This window comes from Paenibacillus sp. 11B (genome assembly GCF_030487755.1).
In the GTDB taxonomy this organism is placed as follows: Bacteria; Bacillota; Bacilli; order Paenibacillales; family Paenibacillaceae; genus Paenibacillus; species Paenibacillus vandeheii.
On record NZ_JAUKNS010000004.1, the window covers coordinates 1014292 to 1034669 of the forward strand.

Annotated in this window: 23 protein-coding genes; 6 read left to right on the top strand and 17 right to left on the bottom strand. The window is 45.1% G+C overall.

Translation table 11 applies throughout. The features are described from left to right. The first annotated feature begins 112 nt into the window (after window positions 1-112). Window positions 113-364, top strand: coding sequence for a winged helix-turn-helix transcriptional regulator (locus tag Q0V21_RS21440; RefSeq protein ID WP_301880645.1), 252 nt, complete (start codon window positions 113-115; stop codon window positions 362-364). Here the strand turns inward: Q0V21_RS21440 and Q0V21_RS21445 are convergent. The 5 genes from Q0V21_RS21445 to Q0V21_RS21465 form a co-directional block, all read right to left on the bottom strand. Then, window positions 359-937, bottom strand: a complete 579-nt coding sequence (locus tag Q0V21_RS21445) for a hypothetical protein (protein WP_301880553.1) — start codon at window positions 935-937, stop codon at window positions 359-361. The two genes, Q0V21_RS21440 and Q0V21_RS21445, sit on opposite strands and share 6 nt — an antisense overlap. A 27-nt stretch (window positions 938-964) precedes the next feature. Beyond that, window positions 965-1522 (bottom strand): class I SAM-dependent methyltransferase, encoded by a 558-nt coding sequence (locus Q0V21_RS21450; RefSeq protein WP_301880554.1) that lies wholly within the window; start codon window positions 1520-1522, stop codon window positions 965-967. Window positions 1523-1697: 175 nt separating this feature from the next. Further along, the gene (locus tag Q0V21_RS21455; protein ID WP_301880555.1) at window positions 1698-2243 is read right to left on the bottom strand and encodes a GNAT family N-acetyltransferase; all 546 of its coding nucleotides are present in this window, start codon (window positions 2241-2243) and stop codon (window positions 1698-1700) included. A gap of 159 nt (window positions 2244-2402) precedes the next feature. Further along, a complete protein-coding gene (locus Q0V21_RS21460; RefSeq protein WP_301880556.1) occupies window positions 2403-2669 on the bottom strand; it encodes a CD3324 family protein in 267 nt (88 codons plus the stop codon). 262 nt (window positions 2670-2931) lie between these two features. After that, complete coding sequence (locus Q0V21_RS21465; protein WP_301880557.1) at window positions 2932-3840, bottom strand: helix-turn-helix transcriptional regulator; 909 nt, start codon at window positions 3838-3840, stop codon at window positions 2932-2934. A gap of 68 nt (window positions 3841-3908) precedes the next feature. Between Q0V21_RS21465 and Q0V21_RS21470 the strand changes: the two genes are divergently transcribed. Then, a complete protein-coding gene (locus Q0V21_RS21470) occupies window positions 3909-4448 on the top strand; it encodes a dihydrofolate reductase family protein (protein ID WP_301880558.1) in 540 nt (179 codons plus the stop codon). A 102-nt stretch (window positions 4449-4550) separates the two neighbouring features. Here the strand turns inward: Q0V21_RS21470 and Q0V21_RS21475 are convergent, their stop codons facing one another. The 6 genes from Q0V21_RS21475 to Q0V21_RS21500 form a co-directional block, all read right to left on the bottom strand. After that, window positions 4551-5678 (bottom strand): SGNH/GDSL hydrolase family protein, encoded by a 1128-nt coding sequence (locus tag Q0V21_RS21475; RefSeq protein WP_301880559.1) that lies wholly within the window; start codon window positions 5676-5678, stop codon window positions 4551-4553. Window positions 5679-5729: 51 nt separating this feature from the next. Further along, window positions 5730-6212, bottom strand: a complete 483-nt coding sequence (locus Q0V21_RS21480; protein WP_079348289.1) for an SRPBCC family protein — start codon at window positions 6210-6212, stop codon at window positions 5730-5732. A 53-nt stretch (window positions 6213-6265) separates the two neighbouring features. Beyond that, the gene (locus Q0V21_RS21485; RefSeq protein ID WP_079348291.1) at window positions 6266-6634 is read right to left on the bottom strand and encodes a DUF4180 domain-containing protein; all 369 of its coding nucleotides are present in this window, start codon (window positions 6632-6634) and stop codon (window positions 6266-6268) included. 112 nt (window positions 6635-6746) lie between these two features. Next, window positions 6747-7901 carry a response regulator gene (locus Q0V21_RS21490; protein ID WP_301880560.1) on the bottom strand — a complete coding sequence of 385 codons (1155 nt, stop codon included), beginning with the start codon at window positions 7899-7901 and terminating at the stop codon, window positions 6747-6749. A gap of 78 nt (window positions 7902-7979) precedes the next feature. Next, window positions 7980-9284 carry an ATP-binding protein gene (locus tag Q0V21_RS21495; protein ID WP_079348295.1) on the bottom strand — a complete coding sequence of 435 codons (1305 nt, stop codon included), beginning with the start codon at window positions 9282-9284 and terminating at the stop codon, window positions 7980-7982. 2 nt (window positions 9285-9286) lie between these two features. Further along, window positions 9287-12346 (bottom strand): ATP-binding response regulator, encoded by a 3060-nt coding sequence (locus Q0V21_RS21500; protein ID WP_301880561.1) that lies wholly within the window; start codon window positions 12344-12346, stop codon window positions 9287-9289. 373 nt (window positions 12347-12719) lie between these two features. Between Q0V21_RS21500 and Q0V21_RS21505 the strand changes: the two genes are divergently transcribed. Then, a complete protein-coding gene (locus tag Q0V21_RS21505) occupies window positions 12720-13217 on the top strand; it encodes a DinB family protein (protein WP_024629626.1) in 498 nt (165 codons plus the stop codon). Between the two features lie 81 nt (window positions 13218-13298). Here Q0V21_RS21505 and Q0V21_RS21510 read toward each other — a convergent pair whose 3' ends face one another. The 3 genes from Q0V21_RS21510 to Q0V21_RS21520 all read right to left on the bottom strand — a co-directional run bounded on the left by Q0V21_RS21510 (window position 13299) and on the right by Q0V21_RS21520 (window position 15376). Further along, window positions 13299-13718, bottom strand: coding sequence for a MarR family winged helix-turn-helix transcriptional regulator (locus tag Q0V21_RS21510; RefSeq protein WP_079348301.1), 420 nt, complete (start codon window positions 13716-13718; stop codon window positions 13299-13301). Window positions 13719-13784: 66 nt separating this feature from the next. Further along, the gene (locus Q0V21_RS21515) at window positions 13785-14519 is read right to left on the bottom strand and encodes an SDR family NAD(P)-dependent oxidoreductase (protein WP_079348303.1); all 735 of its coding nucleotides are present in this window, start codon (window positions 14517-14519) and stop codon (window positions 13785-13787) included. Between the two features lie 41 nt (window positions 14520-14560). Continuing rightward, a complete protein-coding gene (locus Q0V21_RS21520; RefSeq protein ID WP_079348305.1) occupies window positions 14561-15376 on the bottom strand; it encodes an SDR family NAD(P)-dependent oxidoreductase in 816 nt (271 codons plus the stop codon). 236 nt (window positions 15377-15612) lie between these two features. Here Q0V21_RS21520 and Q0V21_RS21525 point away from each other — a divergent pair, with 236 nt between their 5' ends. Beyond that, the gene (locus tag Q0V21_RS21525) at window positions 15613-15792 is read left to right on the top strand and encodes a winged helix-turn-helix transcriptional regulator (protein WP_301880646.1); all 180 of its coding nucleotides are present in this window, start codon (window positions 15613-15615) and stop codon (window positions 15790-15792) included. 144 nt (window positions 15793-15936) lie between these two features. Here the strand turns inward: Q0V21_RS21525 and Q0V21_RS21530 are convergent, their stop codons facing one another. Then, window positions 15937-16902: an SMI1/KNR4 family protein gene (locus Q0V21_RS21530; protein ID WP_301880562.1), complete on the bottom strand. Its 966-nt coding sequence runs from the start codon at window positions 16900-16902 to the stop codon at window positions 15937-15939. Between the two features lie 131 nt (window positions 16903-17033). Here Q0V21_RS21530 and Q0V21_RS21535 point away from each other — a divergent pair, with 131 nt between their 5' ends. After that, complete coding sequence (locus Q0V21_RS21535) at window positions 17034-17747, top strand: DUF4386 domain-containing protein (RefSeq protein WP_301880563.1); 714 nt, start codon at window positions 17034-17036, stop codon at window positions 17745-17747. Between the two features lie 28 nt (window positions 17748-17775). Here the strand turns inward: Q0V21_RS21535 and Q0V21_RS21540 are convergent, their stop codons facing one another. Next, window positions 17776-18363, bottom strand: a complete 588-nt coding sequence (locus Q0V21_RS21540; protein ID WP_301880564.1) for a Crp/Fnr family transcriptional regulator — start codon at window positions 18361-18363, stop codon at window positions 17776-17778. A gap of 248 nt (window positions 18364-18611) precedes the next feature. Further along, a complete protein-coding gene (locus tag Q0V21_RS21545; RefSeq protein WP_301880565.1) occupies window positions 18612-19376 on the bottom strand; it encodes an SDR family oxidoreductase in 765 nt (254 codons plus the stop codon). Between the two features lie 236 nt (window positions 19377-19612). On the opposite strand from Q0V21_RS21545, the gene Q0V21_RS21550 reads away from it, so the two are divergent. Beyond that, window positions 19613-20377: an SDR family NAD(P)-dependent oxidoreductase gene (locus Q0V21_RS21550; RefSeq protein WP_079348315.1), complete on the top strand. Its 765-nt coding sequence runs from the start codon at window positions 19613-19615 to the stop codon at window positions 20375-20377. Window position 20378: the final 1 nt, after the last annotated feature.

Consider the following 20378-nt stretch of genomic DNA (forward strand, 5'->3'; position numbering starts at 1 on the left):
TAACCATTGGGGATGCGCACCGAGCGTTCTGCATTTCAGGAAAGGGGTCCATTCTTCAGTTTCATAACTGGAGACATGGCCCCTTTTATCTGTCCAAAATTTCTAGTAGCGGCTGGATGGGGTTACACGGTACGGAGAACTCAAGCGGCGTGTCCCTGGAATTACGTACAAGGTGTTAACCTCCCAACTGAATGATCTGGAACGCGATGATGTTGTGAAGAGAGTGGAATATGACCAGACACCACCGAAGGTCGAGTATTCCTTAACACTAAGAGGCAAGAGTCTGATGCCGATTCTTGAGGAAATATGCAAATGGGGAGTACACAACGTACCGGACACACAGAGCCTTGATGAATTATCATAGCTTGTTGACGATATCCAATAGTTCTTTCATATTGTATGTGTCGTCCTGAATGCGCCATTCCCCTTGTTCCTGTAAAAAGGTAATCTCCCCTTCTAACGGAATGGTCTTCGTTTCTTCTCCATCATGATTCGTAAACACCAAATTTAGCGTGTACTCCACGAGCATCCAATCATTTTTACTTTCTTTCATCTTCGCTTTTATATCTTCAGCATGCAGTGACGCATCTTCTTTGTCTGCCACCTGAAGTGGCAACCCCACACTATATCTTTCAAGATTCCGTTCAGTCAGGAAAGGCTTCAAGATCTCTTTTTTGGCTAGCACCTTTTCTACGGTTAATAATTCTTCACCCTCCGGGTTATCGACTACAAACTCAGCCTTTTTATAATCCAAGATCATTTCAAGAGCCTGCTGCTCTTCCTGGGCAGATGCCTTTTGGTTCGTCAATATACTCAACTGACTAGGTGAAGATGGAGCTGGCTCTTGAATACTTTCGGTTTTTTTGGACTCGTTACACCCCATCATTATGATAGACATCAGAGTAACTGTTCCGATGATATAATTTAATTTACGCAAAATCATCCTCCATCCTGTGCGTTCTTGTTACCGACTACAGCTGAATACATAAGCGGGCGGCAGGTTACGGTACACCCTTGTCATGCTTACGTTTTCGAAAAATTGCTTGAGCAGTCCCCGTTTGAGCAACGTGTACTGAAAAGTAATGAACTTGCCATCTTGTTTCAAATATTGCCTTGATTTAGCTAAAATGTCCAGTGATACCTCCGCAGGCAGACTCGCAAAAGGCAATCCAGATACAATGTAATCAACCTTGTCCAATCCATATTGTTGTATGTGCTGATCGACATGCACGGCAGAATCATGAATGATGTGTACATTCGGAAGATGACCGTACTTTTTGCGAAGCAACTGGCAAAAGCGGGCGTTGTTTTCAATCAGGATCAGGACCGTCCCTGACTGTATGCTCGCAAGTAGCATTTCGGTAAACACCCCCGTGCCCGGTCCATACTCCACAAAGCATGATGCACGGTCAAATGCGATGTCCTCTACCATTTTCGTTGCCAAATATCTCGAACTGGGAGCAATAGCTCCAATCCATCTGGGGCCCTGGATGTACTGCTTCAAAAAGGATAACCACTCCATCTCGCTTGCCCCCTAAGTTCAATTTTTGAGAGCATGCTACAACATATTCCGAGTGGATAAAGCTTGCGGATATAACGGGGTAAACGCATAGAACATGGAACAGAAGAGCACAAAAAGAGCCTACCGGATTACTCCTTAGGCCCTTAAATATAATCAAACTAAAATATCATAACGATTACTGATTTGAAAATCTAAAGATTAATTTTTCGCCATCATAGGTTTGATCCTGCAGTTCCGTATAGTTTCCTTGCGTATAGTTCGATACGGTCTTGCGCCAAAAATGTTGACCTGCTTTATTGTTCTCTGAAGGATTCGTGAACAACTCCCATCGTCCCCGATATCTCTGGAACACCTCTTTTGCAGCATACTCTGCAATCCCCACACCTCTGAATGGTTGCATCAGAAAGAATTCGTTTATAAAGAAATCCGTATCTGCCGAACAATGAGGCGCGGTAGCTACAAATACAAAACCTGCTGGTACACCATCTACTCTAATTAAAAATGCATAGAGAACGTTCGGTTTTTCCCACCATATGTTCTGGACATCATATTGATCTTGCAACGTTTGGTAATCATTACTCTCCTCGAAAATCCCATGTTGATTTGGAGTGTGCTCTGCATTCAAACCATAATGTCCGGATAAATCATGAAGGTATAGAGGGTACATGTTTTTGATGATATATGCCTCATTGTTACACGTTAATTGTACGTCAATTTTCAATTTGGCTCCCCCCACGGCTGACGTAATGTGTTGTTAGTAACAGTCCTATAATCTCATTGTATTGCTCTTCTTCTGCACAATATAGGCAACAAATCATTTAAACTAATCCCTACACAAAAAGCCACATTCAATTTCTCGAATGCGGCTCTAACTGTTTAATCACTTTTTGGAATAGACAATTTTCTTGATACTGTCGATCGATAAACAGAATCGTTCTATAAGCTGGTCAATGGACATCCCCGCAGCGAATAGCTGGCGGATCTCATCGTTCCTTTGCTTCAAAAGCATCCTGCTTCCAGAACCCTCGCCCCACTTTTGATGGGCTTCTTTCGGTTTGGGGATATACACCAATCCACCAGGGATATGGCGCTGGATTTCCTTCAACAACTCTTCCGGAAAGATGTTGTCTGCGTTAATATATTTCATATGCTCCGCTCCTTAAAAGTTAGGATCTTTAAGGCAGCAGAGTCAACCGATGAACAATTCTTAAACCCACTATACTGGTGTGGCGGAAAAGGATTTCAAGCTCTATGCAAACAACCGCCGTTGTTCATCGCATGGACTCTGCATAGAGCGGATCGCGAAACTTCTTATGAATTGAATCATGGTAGCCCCCCATTCGGTGAATCCTATAATAAGGTACTTTCATGGTACTCTTATATGTTCCATATGAGAACGCGATATCCTTTTACAACGTATTGTACTGCTTCAAGCTCCGTTCCAGCATCTCTCTCACTTGTTGTTGCAGCTCCAGCGGCTCAATCACCTTCACATCAGGCCCATAGGAGAGCAGCTTCCGCGCTGTAAAAGGAAATTCCTCAGGCGGAACCAGTCCTCGCCATTCATTACCTTCAACCGACTTGAACAGTACATCTGATCCTGCCAGTCTCGCGCCAAAATCCGTGAATTGCAGCACAACTTCCACGCTTTCTCTGTTTTCCTTGAAATTCAACCACTCTTGCAGGCTTGGAACCGACTCGTCGATCGAATCCAGCATAACCAGTTCCTGCATGCGATCCACCCGATACAACAGTACCCGATCCTTCTTCTGGGCCGGCATATACCAATACCCGTGATCATAATAGATGCCGATGGGAACAACCTGTACTTTTTTATGTCCCTGCCGGGAATGATATATAAATTCGATCTCTTTTTTATCGACTGCCGCGCCTAATATCTCTGTTGTTAACGCCTCGGCCTGCACAGCATGATGTTGAAGAAACGTAATGTGCTGTCTCATACGTGTAATCAGATCCTGTACATCCTGAGGTAAAGTTGAATAATATTCCTCGGCCAGATGCTCACGAATCGATCCATACGGAAAATCCGGGACATTCTCCAAATATTCAATCATCATAAAAAGACCCAACGCCTCATGCTGTGTAAGTTGAAGGGGTGGTAATATCCGATTAGGAAGTACTCGGTAACCCCCGTTCACCCCAACCTCTGTATACAAAGGAAATCCCAGCTCCTGCAGATCATTCAAATCTCGCTGGATCGTACGGATGGACACCTGAAATCGCTCCGCCAATTCACGAGCCGTAAATTTCTTTCTCGAATCCATAAGTCGCATCAATGCGAGTTTTCGATTATTCATATTCACCTCACCTAACTACGTCAACTTTTGTCATAGTTAGAGTGTATCATATAATTCAGAAGGGAGCGATGGATATGTCTAATCATAAAGTCGTGTTATACATTGCGATGAGCTTGGATGGGTATATTGCAAGGCCGGATGGTTCAGTGGATTGGCTGTTCGATGTGGAAGGCGATGGTGGCGATAACGGGTATGGCAAGTTTTATTCAACGATTGGATCGGTAGTGATGGGACGACTTACGTATGAAGAGGTGCTCAAGCTGTCGGATGAATTCCCCTATGCGGACCGCCCGACGTATGTACTTTCCCGTTCCAAACAACCCCCTGCGCCACATGTACAATTTACGGACGAGGCAGTGGAGAACCTGATTCCCCGATTGAAACAAGAATCCAACGGTGATATCTGGATTGTAGGTGGTGGCCAGCTGGTCCAAGCCGTTCTGGAACATCACCTGCTTGAAGAGGTTGAGATTGCCATTATTCCGAAAATCCTTGGCGAAGGCATTCCCCTATTTCCAACAGGAACGGTACCCACCCATTTCAGAATGATTCATACGCAGACGCTGGGGCAGATCGTATCGATCCGCTATCAGGTACAAGGAAAATAACAGTAGTTAAGTTTAATCATCTCCTCAGATTACAAGTGGCAAAAAAAAGAGCCAGTCCTTTCTTGTTCAAGAGAGGTCTGGCTCTGCTTATTTAAAATATAATTAAAATTTCAGAATTTCCTTCAGATATGCCGCTAACACATCAGCAGTTCTTCGATGAGATAACTCACCCGGATGACTTCTGGCGCCTACCGTCTCCTCGGTCGTATTGGGAAGCTGTATCACCGAGACTTTCGTATCTCCAGACTGCTTCGTATACGCATCAACAGCACGATAGATCGCTGGCATCATCGGGAATCCAAGCATGCCGTATGCCCATACGAGCTTCGCCTTTGGATTGTTTTTTCGAAGTAGGGTCAGGAATCGGTTCACGGCATTCTCGAAGGCAGCAAGATCCTCTTCATGATAAGTGCCATCTTCATTCAAGCGTTGCTTGAATACCTTTCCGGTAACGGGATCTTTCCATTCAGGTGTCTGAAAGGCTCCTCCATCATTGCTTCCCAGGTTAACCACCACTACATCCGGCTGCCAGGAATTAAAATCATGCTTGTCCCCTGCGCCGAGTGCTTTGTTTTGATCTCCAGTCACCAATCCACAGACTTGCTCGTAATAATCAGGGATGTTCGCATTCGGATTGTTATCCCAACTCGTTAGCACACCCCAGCCGCTCTGCGAAATCACACGATATTCTGCATTCAACGCGTCTGCCGTCATGGCCGTATAATTATGTATGGCACTGAACCACATTGGAATCCAATCCTCTTCCGTTTTGGCTCCAATCGCGCCTTCTCCTGAGGTAATACTGTCTCCAATGAACTCGATCTTATAAGGCTTTTCCTCCACAGGCATGAACACTCCGTCCGATCTCAACGCATGAATCCGCAAGGAACAACCCGGATCTCCATTCATGGCCTGTACATCTTTGACGATACGTACATTTTTCACCACATTTTCGTTCATGCCACGGAATACGCAGACCCAGTACCTTCCCGCCGTTAACATCTGTCTGCTCACCGGAACACCGTTGATCAGGATGCTGATCCATGGTTCGTACATGTCGTAATTGGATTCGAACTCTACCCAAAGCTCTGCACCCTGTACATTAAGCTCAACTGCACTTCCTGTCCAAAACAACGTTAAAGGTGCCCGGTTTCCGGTTGTTCTTCCGTGTACTTTGAGATTCTCCACATTAGATAGCGCATAAGTTCGTAACTTGGCATTCGGCTTCACGAATCATTCCTCCCTCATGATCATTCCCCACAGAGGGGCAGTATCCTGTGACTACATTGACTGGAACTCTTCGACATGCTTCTGGTATTTATCGAACCAGGCTTTCCATTCAACTTCACGCGACTCCAGTGTGCGGTCATCCAACAGCGCTTCAATTACGTCCAGGCACACATGCCATCCGGCAAGATCTTTGGGAGTGTGGCTTGTGATCTTAGTTATCTTCTCGATCAGCAGCAACCGACACCCATCCGATTCCGGTTGTACTTCAAATCGAACCTGATCCTCTGCCCATGTAAATTCGAGAATAGAATGCGGTACAAAGTCCAGAATTTGAAGAGTCAGGAACGTACCATCCGGCATATTAAACCTAATCACTCCGCCTTCCCGTAGTTCTTCCACCTGCAATTCGGTGAACCATTTTGCCAGCTTGTCGTTATCCGTTAAATAAGACCATACCTCTTCTACAGAATGTTTCCAATGACGCTCGAAACGGGCAATGGTTCCAGTTGGGGTTTGTTTCAGATCAGCAATCATATCATGTACCTCCTCCAATTATGGTAGATGGACTACAGAATTTGAATATGGGGTTAACCGATGTTATGCAAGGCCTGAAGCGCTTCCTCTTTGTTGTTCAAAAAGAAAACATGCTTGCCATGGTTGCACTCATAGATGAAGTCTCTGAGACTTTTGCTATTGTATCCATCAAACTCTCCGACTATAGCAAGTTTCACCTGGTAATTCACATATTTCTGCAAAATATCACCTGCAAGTTTGGTCTTCAGTTCGAAAAAATCTTCGTTGAGGTTGGATTTATTAATCAGAATTTTATGAGCATCATCCGTGTATTTCACAGAAGCCATCAAATCCAGTGCATCTTGAACATCGTTAATGATGATATCGCTGCTTTCGATGATGGCAACCTTGGAGCTGCCCTGTTGATCAATGGTTATATTCATTTTATTTCACCTTTCCCCTCGATAATCCCAATTAATGCACCAAAATAAGCAGAATGATCAGTATATATTTATAACGAATGATATGTTCTGTTCGATATGGGTTCCTAGGCTACTACTTTCCAATGATATGGGCACCGGATTTCCAGCTTTGATACCATTCGTTGATATGTTCACTGACTGGCATATCCAAATCCTGTTGCATTCTGGTAGTTAGAAGACGATACTGTTCTTCCACACCGAGAACCTCATTCATCGAATCATAAAGTTTCATGAGTGTGAAGTAGCTCTCCTCTTCGTTAGGAAGCATGTCCTGAATGCATTCAGTAATCTCGATCGCTTTTCTCTGCATCCCCTGCTGCTCGTAGAATTCAGATAGCTGTCTCATATGATACAACCATAAATAGCGAAGTCTTTCCCGTTCATGTTCGGCCCAGATATATTCATAATTCCCGAGATATGTGCCTTTGTACAGACTCAGCACATGTTCATAAGCGTCAGCCGTATTAGCGTCCACGACCTTCCATTGTCGCATCTCGCTTTCCCATAGCTCGGTATCCACTTGCGCATCCCCGATTTCAAGCTTGTATCCCGCTTCCAGGTGTCCGCTCTGAATCGTGATCATATCCATATGAAAGGCTTTTAGCGTTTGGCGTACATGATAGATTGCCGTGTACAGCTGATGTAACGTCTTGGACTCTTCAAGTTCCGGCCAGAGAAGTTCAAGTAACGTGCTGCGATAAACGATCTGATTGCGATGATGCAGTAAATAGGCGAACAATTCCTGTGCTTTGCTGGTACGCCATTTGACAGTCTGTGTGCCCATACCCGGCAGCTTAAATTGCAGCTGATTAAAACAGCAAATTAACGGCAACTTGGAATCCCGCGTTATATTCGCACGCTTTAATTTCAATTTTTCTTTTACCCGTAATAAGGTTTGATGCAGACGCCCTTGTTGGATCGGCTTCATGATATAGTCCAACGCATACAACTCAAAAGCACGTACAGCATATTGATCATAACTGGTCACAAAAGTAATTTCGACTCCCGGTGCGGCTGCCTGAATCTGCCGACCCAGATCCAACCCATCGATTTCCGGCATATGAATATCCAGAAATACAACATCAGGCCGATGAATAAGTACACCTGTCATCACCTCTGTTGGGTCCGAATATGTAGCAACAACTTCAATTTCGTTTACTTCACGCTCTAACGATTTTCTAAGCCCAATCAGTGCCAATCGTTCATCGTCAACCAATATGACTTTCACAGGAGCTTCCTCCTCGACCCAGCTGTCATCAAATTTAATCATCATTATAGCACAGCAGTATACTTAAAAACCCATGGCCTACATGTGAGTTTGACCATGGGCATCCTTAATTAAATTCGCTTTGGGAATGGATACGACAAATACGGAGCCCTTATCGCCATGCGGAGCCGAACCCACACTGATTCGTCCTTCCAGGGACTGAACGATATCACGTACATGGGACAGGCCGATTCCGGTCGCTGCAATGCCCACTTCATTGAATTTGGTCGTATACCCTGGCTCGAAGATCACGTCTCGCTTCGCCTCTGGTACACCTTTTCCAGAATCGATGACTTCAAAATGCACATTTCCATCCTGCTGCAAAACCCGAATCCGGATCGTTCCTTCATTCTCAATGGCTTCCACGGCATTAGCAATCAGATTATTCATCACCGTCAAGAGAGGAATGTAGTAAGGGGAGTCGCAATCATATTGCTGCTCCATGTGGAACTCAATCTTTTTGCTCAGCATTTCACTATATTTCCGGTTTCCTTTGGTCGCAAAATTCAGTACCTCGGAAAGACTCATATTCACTGATTTTTCACTATCATACAATTTCAACAGACCTGCCAGAATACGTTGGGAATCCTTTTTGACCTCATGAATCTGTTGAGCAATGCCGAGCGTCCGCTGGCTATATTGGTTCAAGTCCTGCTCTCTGAGATCCTGATAAAGGTCGTAGCTGTCTACGGCAATGCCTTCAATCGTATTCATGGCTTTCTTCAGATAAAAGACTTCACCGTACAGACCTGAGTTAACGCTCAGCATCTGCTCCATCCGCTTCTCCTGCTCAGCATGCAGCAATCGCATCTGCCTCACCGCAAAACTGTTATACAGCCCGATGATAAAGTAGCTTCGCAAACCACCGACCACCAGCAGATAAAGCCATTCTTTCATATAAAAGATATTTGTCCCACTCAACACACCGCGAATGAACAACTCCACAAGATTAGATGAAAAATCAATGCACGTAATTAATCCACCCAGCAGAAGAGGTGGTATCTCATGGAATCTGTTCTTGAACTTGCTGAGGCCATAGGTGAACACGACATAATACATTCCCGCGCCCAGATTATCCTGCATGCTTTCGATGATTGAGATCGAATGGACATGATTCAGTAAATCAGCCGATTGAAAGATGAAGTTCGCAATCCCCGCCAAAATCCCCGTCTTCACATAAGACAGATGTGGCATAATCATCAGCAAAAATAAAAGGATACTTACACCCAGACCAATCCGGAAGTAATCCTCCCGAAAAGGATTTATTTTAAAAAGCGCTCCTACAGCTGTAGCAAGAGCAACAGCAAACATTTGCACATTTTCGTTTCGAACCCAATTGCGCATGCTCATAATCCACCTACCATCGGAATATCAAACGAAACTATCGTCCCTTCACCCAGCTTGCTCACAATCACTAATCCCTTGCCGCCGTACAATTGGGTTAACCTGCGATGGGTATTGGCAATACCGATTCCGCCAGTTCCATTCAGCCTGGCATCTTGCAGCCGGGCAACCTTATCCGGCGCCATACCTATGCCATTATCCCTTACTTCAATACGGGTATACCCTTCTTGTTGAGCAATAGTCAGATACACCGTACCACCTTTTTTCTTATTTAACAGTCCGTGTCTAACGGCATTCTCGATCAATGGCTGAATAGACAGCGGAGGTAGAGTCAATTGCAGATTCGGCTCCACATTCCATTCAATCGTCAACCGATCTTCAAAGCGTGTCTGTTCAATAAACAGATACGCTTGTACCAGTTCCAACTCGTGGGACAACTTCACCAATTCACCGGTATTCAGATAATTGAAGCTAATTCGCAGATAGGATGAGAAGGCTTCGCCCAACTTCCTCATATGCTCGGTATCGATATCACTTAATACCATTAGGGAGTTGAGTGTATTGAACAGGAAATGCGGCTGGATTTGAGCTTGTAAATACGCAGCTTCCATGCGTAATCGTTCCTTAATGGAATGATTTAATGTGATCAGTGCCCGGATTCGATATTTTAATTCAAGTGCATCTACAGGCTTCGTTACATAATCATTGGCCCCGGAGGCAAAGCCCGTATAAATATCGGGCTGCTGGCTTCGTGCGGTCAACAGTAACACAGGTAATTCTGACATCGAAAATAGTTCCCTGACCTTCTGTGTTAACTCATATCCTGACATTTGTGGCATCATCACATCCGCGATTAGCAGATCCCATTGTCGTGTTCCAAGCAGCTCCATGGCCTCCTGTCCCGAGTGGGCAGTTACAATGGTATAGGCTTCGGTGGATAGCATACTTGCGAGGACATCCAAATTAACCGGATCATCATCAACCACAAGAATGGAAGCTGTAGTCTCATGTGAAGGCGGCAGATGCTCCAACCCGGTGGCCACTTCCATCTGTTCATCGGAAGCACGAATGCCCCATTGATCCATGGTACCGTGATTCGTATTCGCTGCTTCTTCCTCTGTCCGAACAATCTGTGGATGTGAGACACTAACCCCCTGTGCTATCGGCATATCAAAGCTGAACTCGGAGCCCTTCCCGGGCTGAGACTGAACTGTCAGTACTCCACCATGTAGTTCCACAAGCTGCTTGCAGATGCTCAATCCAAGACCAATTCCCTGTCCATCATTGATTCCATAAGCCCCTTGCTCGTAAGGAAGGAATATCCGTAGACAGGTGGACTCATCCATGCCAACCCCTGTATCTGCAATGTGTATAAACGCACGTCCCTCATGGATTTCTGCACGTACTGAGACGGTTCCTGCCTCTGTATACTTCATCGCATTATGCAGCAGATTATATAAAATTTGAACAAGTCTCTTCTCATCTGCCCAAATGAAAGGAAAGGACTCCGGCACCTCCATCCTGAGGCTGACGGGTTTTCGATCCACCATGAATTGCAGCATTGAAATAACTCCAGGTACAACAGACTGAATGGACAGTGGCTCCTGCTTGAGCACAATGTGCTGTTCCTTCAAACGGACCACATCAAGCAGGTCTCCCAGCAGATTAGACATCCGCCGGCTGATGGTAATCAATAATTCCATATCCTTCAGACTGCGCTGATCGAGTCGATCCTTCTGTTGGGTAACCAGATTTTGCGCAATACTCATAATGCCATGCAGTGGCGTTTGAAGCTCATGTGAAGTATTGGCAAGAAACTGGTCTTTAATTTTGTCTGCCTTCTTCAACTCTGTGTACAAATCAATTATTTCCCTGGCATTCCGGAAATACTTCTTGAACCAGTAAGAAGAGAAACCAATAATCGCCAGAACAAGATCAATCGGATAATATACAGTACTGCGGCTTTGATTGCTCTCTAGAGCACTCCATAAAACGTTGGACAGAATGCCTGCAGCAGTAAGCAGCAGAAATATAAGGTCATGGTCCTTCTGACTTCGGATCATCATCTGAATCACGAGATACCCAAACCACACAATGGATGCCAGCATAAGTGCATTAATCAGATTGTAGTGAATGAGGGTATAGACTGTCCTGACAGGCAACACGGCCAAGGTAACACTATAGATGATCGTTACAATCAAATAAAAGCGGAGCCATGTTTTATGCAGGTTGACCGCAGATAACCTTTGGAATAATAAGAGAATGCACACATTTTGCCACAATACAGAAATCACTCTTATTTTAAGACTCCAAGTAAAATTAATGGGAAGCCATTGCAGCAGTATATTATCATGACCAACTATAATCGTGATGGCTACTGTCAGGGTTAGCATCGCAGCAACAAAAAGAGCCTTTTCCTGGGGATGTAATGCATACAGAATAGCAGCGTAAACAGTATGAAAAATGAGAATAATAAAAATAGCCAGCTGGAAGGCGACAGAATGTCCATGTACGAATTCCACTGCGGCCTGAGAACCAAAACGCACAGGTTTAACGACTCCACCTTTGTAGGGCTGATCATAGTTGGCGACACGAATGACCAAATCCATTGACGTAGCTCCAGCCTGCTCATAGATGGAAATGTATGAGGTTCTATCTGGCGTGTAGTCTTCCTCATTCGTCGCCATCCGTCCTGCCCCACCAATCGTTTCTCCGTTAAGTTCAATCTCGGATGAACTCTGAATATCCTTAAACCAGAATTCGAGCGGTGTCTGCAGCGGCTCAGTCAAAATACGAAGTCGATACGTCCCATATCCGAATGAACTTCCTTCCTCTTGATGGAGGGAATCCCGCCATGAACCAGGAACAACGATAGTACTCGCTGTGTCCTCTCTTTCCTTAATGTCCCTGAGTGTCAACAGCTCTCCGGGATAGAAATCCCATTCTCCATTGGCGAACATCGCGGGAGAGTTATCCAGGTCCACTCCACGCAGGTCGAGAACGCCTTGTACAGCCATATGGTCATTGGAAACGTAAAAAATAACAGACCATGCCCATCGCATTGTCAATAAGACACCAAAAAAAATAATAAGGATGGCCATGTGTTTGTAACGTGAGCTTGGTTTATGTTGTAAAGAGTTATGTAAAGATTGCATATGTGTTTTTTCTGACTCTCCGCTTACTTGAGTCTCTCTCCATTCTGGCAGACAAATACTGCCTATACTGCTTCTACACGCCGAAGATCATAATCCATCTCTATATATAACAGCATTATAACATAGGGATTCTTATGGTTCTGAAGTCATTTTACAGTCATCGACTGCTTTTAACAGGTATCGATTTCTCCTTTTATTTTAATTTTATAAAATTTAATTGTATACTATTAATTATATATTCATTAGCTCAATCAGGTGAACAAAGAGAGGATGATTCCGCATGTCGGAGGCCAACCAACTATTCGGACAAGCCCTGGTCAAATCACTAGTCGGAGAACGCGGACATATTCGTATCAAACGCGCTCTACCGGACATTAGCGTAGAACTAGCTAATCGCAAACATGAACATATGCCCTACAGTATCTATCAACTGGTGAAACATATGCATTACTGGCAGCAATTCATGCTAGAGCACTTGGAAGGAAGAAAGCCACAGCTTCCGGCTAATGTGATGGAGAGCTGGCCTGAAGAGACAGGCCCTCAGGATGAAGCCGCGTGGGAGAAGGATATTCAGGCATTCCTGAATGGGGTGGATCGAGCGGTAACGATTGCTGAAACGGTTCAGTTGGATGACCCCCTGCCGTATTTCCCAGGCGAAACCAAAGCCGGACTTCTGCGCAACATCGCATCTCATAACTCGTACCATCTGGGCGAGATTGTGCTGCTGCGTCGCTTCTACGGTGCATGGCCGCCACCAGGAGGCGGATTCCCTGCCTAATGAACGGAATTTTTTCTGAATAGTTTATGTTATCACACAAAAATAGCCTGGTTCCTTTATGTCAAAGGCTCAGGCTATTATTCAATCTTCCCGATTCATCTTCTCAAAAATATTTACTAATTGTGCCCGATCCTCTTTGGTCAATTTCTCGAATAACTCCTTGCGCAGCTTCTGTCCCTCCAGAATGGCTCTTTCAAGGACTTCGGTCCCTTTGTCGGTAATGTTCAAATAGATAATACGGCGGTCCGCTTCATCTACGATCCTGACGGCTAAATTCTTGGCTACCAGCTTATCGGCTAAATAGCTGAGCGTAGGCGGGGTCAGGCCCAACAGTTTTGCAATATCCGAAGGTCGGCTTTTTCCATTTTGATTGAGATGACTGAGTACAAGCACATGAGAGACGCCGAGGTCCTCATTGAACGATTTGTTCCACTGTATAATCAATTTATTGGTGAAATTATCCATATTGTGTATGAGTTCAAAAATATTTTTTTCTTCCATGCGATCCTCCTCGTAAAAATAAACAACAGCCCTCATTCAACTTAAGGGCTGTCATCATTCTACACGCTATTGGGCTGAGTATCCACCATCGATAACCAGCTCAGATCCTGTAATGTACGAGGAATCATCCGAAGCCAGGAACAATGCGGCGTTGGCAATATCGACAGCCTGACCCAGACGTTGTAAAGGTGTTGCCTGAATTAGTCGTTCAAGCAGTTCCTTCGAAGTGTTCAAAGATTGAGTCATTGGTGTTTCGATGATCCCAGGGAACAAAGCATTCACCCGAACACCTTGACGACCAAAGGTTGTCGCTGCCGCTTTGGATAATGCGCGTACCGCGCCTTTGGATGCCGAGTAGTGATTAAAGCCTTGTCCAATCAAAGCAGTGTATGAAGAAATATTAACGATGGAACCTTTCTTCTGCGCTGCCATATAAGGCGCGACATGTTTCATGCCAGCAAATGGACCAAAACCATTGATGGAGAGCATTTTTTGCCAATCCTGTGCATCGATTTCCTCAAACGGCTTCTCTGAAGAAATGCCCGCATTGTTGACCAGAATGTCGATTTTGCCAAAACGATCGTTGACTTCTTTCGCCAATGCCTGCCAATCTTCATCTGATGAGACGTTCAACTTCATTCCGTACACATTTGCTTTTTGGCCTGCTTTCTCCAGTGCTTCCTCATTAATGTCTGCGGCAATAACGATAGCGCCTTCCTTGGCAAAAAGATCAACCATGCCCTCTCCGATGCCCGATGCCCCGCCAGTGATGATGGCTACTTTGTTATCTAATCTTCCCATATAAAACACTCCTAACTATATTTTATTTGGACGAATTCACGTTAGCTGTTCAGCGTATTGTGCATGTTCATAAACTGTTCAAAATCCGGAACGGTTGGATTGGCAATATAATGGCCGCCTTCAACCTGAATGGTCTGTCCGGTAATGAATTTGGACTCATCCGAAGCGAGGAACATGACGGTGTATCCAATATCATCGGGCTCCCCGTGATAGGGCAGCGCGTTATATTTTGCGAACATATCCAATACCTCTGGAGGCATATTATTCTGGGCTGCCGGGGTCAAGATCAAGCCAGGTGCGACAGCATTGCAACGAATGTTATGTTTGCCATATTGAGTGGCAATATACCTTGTCAGATTCACAACGCCTGCTTTTGAAGCACCATAGGCAACCCGAACTGCATCTCCCGTAAAACCAGCCATCGAAGCTGTATTAATGATGGAACCTTCACCCGCTTGAATCATATGAGGGATAGCGAATCTGCAACCGAGTAACACACTTTTTAAATTGACGTTCATCAGACGATCCCACTCATCCAGATCTACGTTGACCACGTCCAAATCCTTCTTCAGATTGGTCAGGCCAACGTTGTTGAACAGGCACGTGAGTTTACCATATTGTTGCACTGCAAATTCCACAGCTTCCTTAATCGAAGCTTCATCTCCGGCATCAAGAAAAACGGCCACTGCCTCTCCACCTTGAGCCTGAATATTCGCTGCTGCTTCCTTTGCCCCATCAACATTGAAATCAGCAATAACGACTTTTGCTCCTTCTTTCGCCATCAATTGGGCTGCGGACAATCCTATTCCAGAAGCGCCTCCAGTAACGAGGGCTACTTTGTCTTTCATTCTCAACATAATCTCAAGCTCCTTTCGTAAAGAAACCGAAAATATATAACTTGTCTAATATTTAGATGACTAAATATTAGATGTCTAAATAATAACAGAGGAATGGACTTTCTGCAACGCATCCGGCCTTATATCCTTATTTTGGATGTCTATGGCGAAGTAAACGAAGTGTTTAAAAAAATACAGCCCTCATGGATCTGAGGACTGTATAGAATCCATTCTCTTAATCAGTAGAGTATCACGACATCATTCATCGCGAAATCTATCAGCAGATTCCGCCCAAAGTCGAGTACTCCATCACGGAATATGGTCAACGAATGACGCCTTTATTACAGGCCATGAATGATTGGGGCGTGGGTCACATCGCTCATTTGAACGAGCTATATGGGGAAGAATCAACGCGGGAGCTGCCTGAACGCAGCTAAACAGAACATACGATGATCTCACCATCAACATTACGTGCTTCATTTACCACATGACATGGGAAGTACTCAACTAAAAAAGCTGCACCCTTTGTTACGGGATGCAGCTTCTTCAATATTGTATATAACAGGAAGCTACAACCCTCTTTACAGTGAACCCTCAAGGTTTGCAGGTTGCTTTTCCTCATTCACCAGACCACGAATAAAGGTTTCAACATTTGGCGCGAGCCAAGTGATCTTGTAGCCTTCCGCTTTATTTACATGGACAACCTCAGGTTCGCCAGCATTACCGGATTCACGATAATCCAGCATCACCACCTCAGACTCAGACGGGCACTCACTCAAGACGACACCGATTTCCGGGTAACCACCCTGCTCGATCATCACCCGGCTGCCCGCTTCTCCACCCAATGAATGTGCCTTCTCACGTCCAATACCCAGGATATTTGAAATTTCAATGTAGATCTTCCCATCATTCCCGGCCTGGCTAACCGGAAAATAACGATAGTAGGGAACACCACCATTATGTAGTTTCATCATGTTTATATAGAATGTCGGCAGCTTGAATACCAGCTGCTCCTCCACGGCTTCAATCTGCTCATCGGTAGGCGGGGACAACACATATTGATCGACGTTTGCGTGACTGTCATTCCAAAAGCTGGTCGAATCGGGATGGATACTAGGTGCAGCTTCGATGTTGATTTCAGTCACAGAGTGGAGTGTTTCCACAGACTCCTCTTCCAATTCCTTTGCTGGCTCCTCAGTTGTTTTATTCCGAATCCATTCCAAGAACTCTTGTGTATCCTCATCTCCCGGCTCCAATCGGTCCGCTGCTTCGAAAGCTTCACGCGCATTCTCATATTGCTCCAAATAATAATACGCCAGACCAATACGGTAATGCCAAAGCGGGTCATTTTGCCCCTCTTCTTCAACCGACAGGAATTGCTCCACTGCTTCCTGGTAACGCTCCATATTATTCAGCGCTCTGCCCAGATGGTTGACCAGAATATAGTCCCGCTCCTCCTCCGGAACTTGTGTAATCGCATCCACAATCTCTTCGTATTCATCCTGTTCATGCCAGGCCTCTAGCCGTTCCAAGAGTTCATCGTTCATTGATCTTGCCTCCCTCTCTTATTCGTTGTAGAAATTATAGCATTTTGCTTGCCTTGATTTAAATCAATGCCGATCATGCAACTCCTGATTAAAATAAACATCAACCATATTACACAGGAGGCTATCTTACTATGTCTACATCCATACAAGAACATTCTTACGAACGGAAAGCTGCTGTAACTGTAGGAATAACGCTGATCATCATGGCCCTGGCTGCATTTTTTTCCTATAGTTATATCCATGGCAAACTTGTCGTACCCGGCGATGCCAGCACTACATTCAACTATATCACAGCATCATATGGCTTGTTTAAGGCCGAGATTTTGGGATGGATCATCATTCTTATTAGCGACGTTGTTGTCTCGTGTGCGCTGTATATTTTCCTGAAGCCTGTTCATAAAAACCTCTCACTGCTTGGCGCTTGCCTGCGTCTTACCTACTCATCGCTGCTGGGCATCGCCATCCTGAACTTACTCATGGTAATGCTGCTCTCGGGACATTCAAAACCCTCACTTCCAATGGAACAGACGCAAGCGCTAATGATGCTCTGTCTGGAAGCATTCGAACGAATCTGGTCGGTGGGTCTGGTCGTATTTGGTGCACATCTACTGATTGTGGGCTATGTGGCTTTAAAAGCATACTGCATCCCCAAAACGATCAGCATCTTGGTACTACTCGCTGGTATAGGCTATATTATCATTCACCTAAGCAAAACGTTTCTTTCTCAATATGATGCGCTGGTTACAGTGCTTCAAGTGGTATTTGCTATACCCATGGTCGCAGGCGAACTGGGCTTAGGCATTTGGATGCTCATTAAAGGAGGAAAGCCATCCCACAGAGCATGATGCCCTTGTTTATTGATGAAACACTTCTTTACCCATCATCACGGCTATGAACACGCTTCTTGATTCTGCTTAATGACTCTGGGGTGATTCCCAGATAACTGGCTAATTGATGTTGGGGTACACGATCGACGAGATGGGGTCGTTTTCGCAATAACGATTGATACCGCTCTTCCGGTGAAGACCCGATAAATGATGTCCATTCATCCTGAACCTGACCCAGGTTCTCCTCTACCATCTTGCGTATCATCGTTTCCAGTGGGGGATATTGGAGAATCATGTCGTCCTCCGCTTGAAAGTCACCAACCACCAATACACAGTCCTCCAGGCAGGTTAAGGTATAAGCCGATGGCTTATTGTGCTGATGACGATTGAAAATAGAGACCGCTTGTTCCTCGGTATAGAAATTGGAGGTGACTTCTTTTCCCGTTTCATCTATCGCGTATTGGCGTACACATCCCTTTAGCACAAAGTAACATTTAGCGGGAACCTCCCCTTGTCTTAGGAGTACGGTTCCTTTTTTATAATTCTTTACGAGGATATCTTCAACAATAGCCCGCTGTTCCTGCTCGTTAAGAGATGTGAATTGACTCATGTATTTGAACAGTATGTTTTTCATTTTTACCCCTTTCATCAGGCACGGTTCAACGGTTTAATCCAGTCTCTTTTATCAAGGCTAACCTTACAACGATTAACTTCATTTACTCTCAAAATAGCTCTTTTTGCACACCTTGGCAAGATTGGTCCACACAGCTGAAAAAGAAATAAGAGCGCCACCCGAAAGGTAAGCGCCCCAATATCATCCAACAACGTTCATCTTGCCTAAGCTCATTCAAGCTCATTTAAGAAGGCTTATCCGCCATGCGGTTATAGATGCGATCCGCCGCTTGCATCAAGCAACTGTCCCGTTACCCAACGGCTATTCGGTGAAGCCAGAAATGCAGCAATATCTGCAATATCCTCCGGCTCACCCCATCGGCCAAAGGCGGAAAGGCCAGCCGCATATTTTTGCCCCTCCGTATCCTGCAACGTCCCAGCATTCATCTCGGTATTAATAATTCCCGGCTGGATGGCGTTGACCGTAATATTACGGCTCCCTAGCTGCTTCGCGAGAAGCAGCGTAAACGTATCAATCGCTCCTTTGGACATGCTGTACGTAAATACTCCTGGAGAAGCTACCCTGGTTACAAAGGACGAAATATTAATAATTCGCCCCCCATCATTCATTCGCGGCAGAGCCTGCTGTGTCACGAAAAGTGGTGCTTTTACATTAAGATTCATGACCTCTTCGTAGGACGCTTCTGTCGTCTCTTCAATCCCAACAATCTGCCCGATCCCCGCATTATTCACCAGAATATCGAATCCACTGGCCTCCGTCTGATTCTGAACAGCCTCATCCAGCCCAGCAAATAAGTGATGAACGCCGTCCATCGTTCTCAGGTCAGCACCCACAGCGCAGGCATTGCCTCCATGTTGCTCAATATGGCGAACGACTGCTTCCGCCTCATCCTGTCTGTTTCCATAGTGAACCACAACATATGCGCCCTCCTGAGCCAACCGCAGCGCGATACTCCTGCCGATTCCCCGGCTTGCCCCCGTGACTAAAGCGATTTTACCTTTTAATACGCCCATGTGCTCATCTCCTCTATTCTAATGACAAGAATAGTTATATCACGGTGCCTTTTTTGAGATGTTGCTCTTTAATTCTTCGTCTGGCCCTGAGAAGATCGATATAAAAACGATATCTGATCTGATCATTCATCCTTTACCGTTTTAAGTCAATCCAAAATCTATTGGACATAAAATTATATATTATATATAATTTATTATATAAACGAATACTACTACACATATTTGGAGGCGTTATCATGGGTAGATTATCAGGTAAAGTGGCAGTTATCACAGGTGCAGGCAGTGGTATGGGCGCTGAACAGGCTCGTTTATTTGCCAAAGAAGGTGCAAAAGTGGTTGGTGCTGATATGAATATGGAAGGTCTTCAGAACATAATTGACGAGATCAAAGCCAGTGGTGGAGATGCCATTGCGGTCAAATTGAATATATCCTCACCTGAGGAATGGGAAAGCACAATTAAAGCGGCTGTAGATACGTATGGTAAAGTCAATGTTCTGGTCAATACGGCAGGGGTGGCAGGTCCATTTGTAGCCAAGGCCGCTGAACATGACGTGAATGAATGGGACAAACTGATTGGTATTAACCTGAAGGGGGCTTTCCTGGGCAGCAAATATGCCATTCCCGAAATGATTAAGGACGGCGGCGGTTCAATCGTTACGATCTCTTCCATCGGTGGTCTAATTGGTGGACAAGGAGGGACAGGCTACGGGGCTGCCAAAGCCGGTCTCATCGGGATGACCCGAAACATCGCAGTCGATTATGGTAAAGACAATGTGCGTGCAAACGTAATCTGCCCGGGCCAGATCAGAACACCGATGTCTGCTGTTCTTGAAACGGACGAGGCCAAAGAAGCCAAGCAATATTACCTGAACAAAACGCCTCTGGGACACTTTGGCGATCCGATTGATGTCGCCTATGCAGCACTGTTCCTCGCATCCGAAGAATCCAAATTCATAACCGGTACAGAGATCATTGTGGATGGCGGCGTTATGGCTAACTAAG

Coding starts and splice junctions, on each gene's coding strand:
- Q0V21_RS21450 (WP_301880554.1), bottom strand. CDS start 1,522: ATGGAGTGGTTATCCTTTTTGAAGCAGTACATCCAGGGCCCCAGATGG.
- Q0V21_RS21460 (WP_301880556.1), bottom strand. CDS start 2,669: ATGAAATATATTAACGCAGACAACATCTTTCCGGAAGAGTTGTTGAAG.
- Q0V21_RS21465 (WP_301880557.1), bottom strand. CDS start 3,840: ATGAATAATCGAAAACTCGCATTGATGCGACTTATGGATTCGAGAAAG.
- Q0V21_RS21470 (WP_301880558.1), top strand. CDS start 3,909: ATGGATATGTCTAATCATAAAGTCGTGTTATACATTGCGATGAGCTTG.
- Q0V21_RS21480 (WP_079348289.1), bottom strand. CDS start 6,212: ATGATTGCTGATCTGAAACAAACCCCAACTGGAACCATTGCCCGTTTC.
- Q0V21_RS21485 (WP_079348291.1), bottom strand. CDS start 6,634: ATGAATATAACCATTGATCAACAGGGCAGCTCCAAGGTTGCCATCATC.
- Q0V21_RS21495 (WP_079348295.1), bottom strand. CDS start 9,284: ATGCGCAATTGGGTTCGAAACGAAAATGTGCAAATGTTTGCTGTTGCT.
- Q0V21_RS21500 (WP_301880561.1), bottom strand. CDS start 12,346: ATGCGATGGGCATGGTCTGTTATTTTTTACGTTTCCAATGACCATATG.
- Q0V21_RS21505 (WP_024629626.1), top strand. CDS start 12,720: ATGTCGGAGGCCAACCAACTATTCGGACAAGCCCTGGTCAAATCACTA.
- Q0V21_RS21510 (WP_079348301.1), bottom strand. CDS start 13,718: ATGGAAGAAAAAAATATTTTTGAACTCATACACAATATGGATAATTTC.
- Q0V21_RS21515 (WP_079348303.1), bottom strand. CDS start 14,519: ATGGGAAGATTAGATAACAAAGTAGCCATCATCACTGGCGGGGCATCG.
- Q0V21_RS21520 (WP_079348305.1), bottom strand. CDS start 15,376: ATGTTGAGAATGAAAGACAAAGTAGCCCTCGTTACTGGAGGCGCTTCT.
- Q0V21_RS21530 (WP_301880562.1), bottom strand. CDS start 16,902: ATGAACGATGAACTCTTGGAACGGCTAGAGGCCTGGCATGAACAGGAT.
- Q0V21_RS21535 (WP_301880563.1), top strand. CDS start 17,034: ATGTCTACATCCATACAAGAACATTCTTACGAACGGAAAGCTGCTGTA.
- Q0V21_RS21540 (WP_301880564.1), bottom strand. CDS start 18,363: ATGAAAAACATACTGTTCAAATACATGAGTCAATTCACATCTCTTAAC.
- Q0V21_RS21545 (WP_301880565.1), bottom strand. CDS start 19,376: ATGGGCGTATTAAAAGGTAAAATCGCTTTAGTCACGGGGGCAAGCCGG.
- Q0V21_RS21550 (WP_079348315.1), top strand. CDS start 19,613: ATGGGTAGATTATCAGGTAAAGTGGCAGTTATCACAGGTGCAGGCAGT.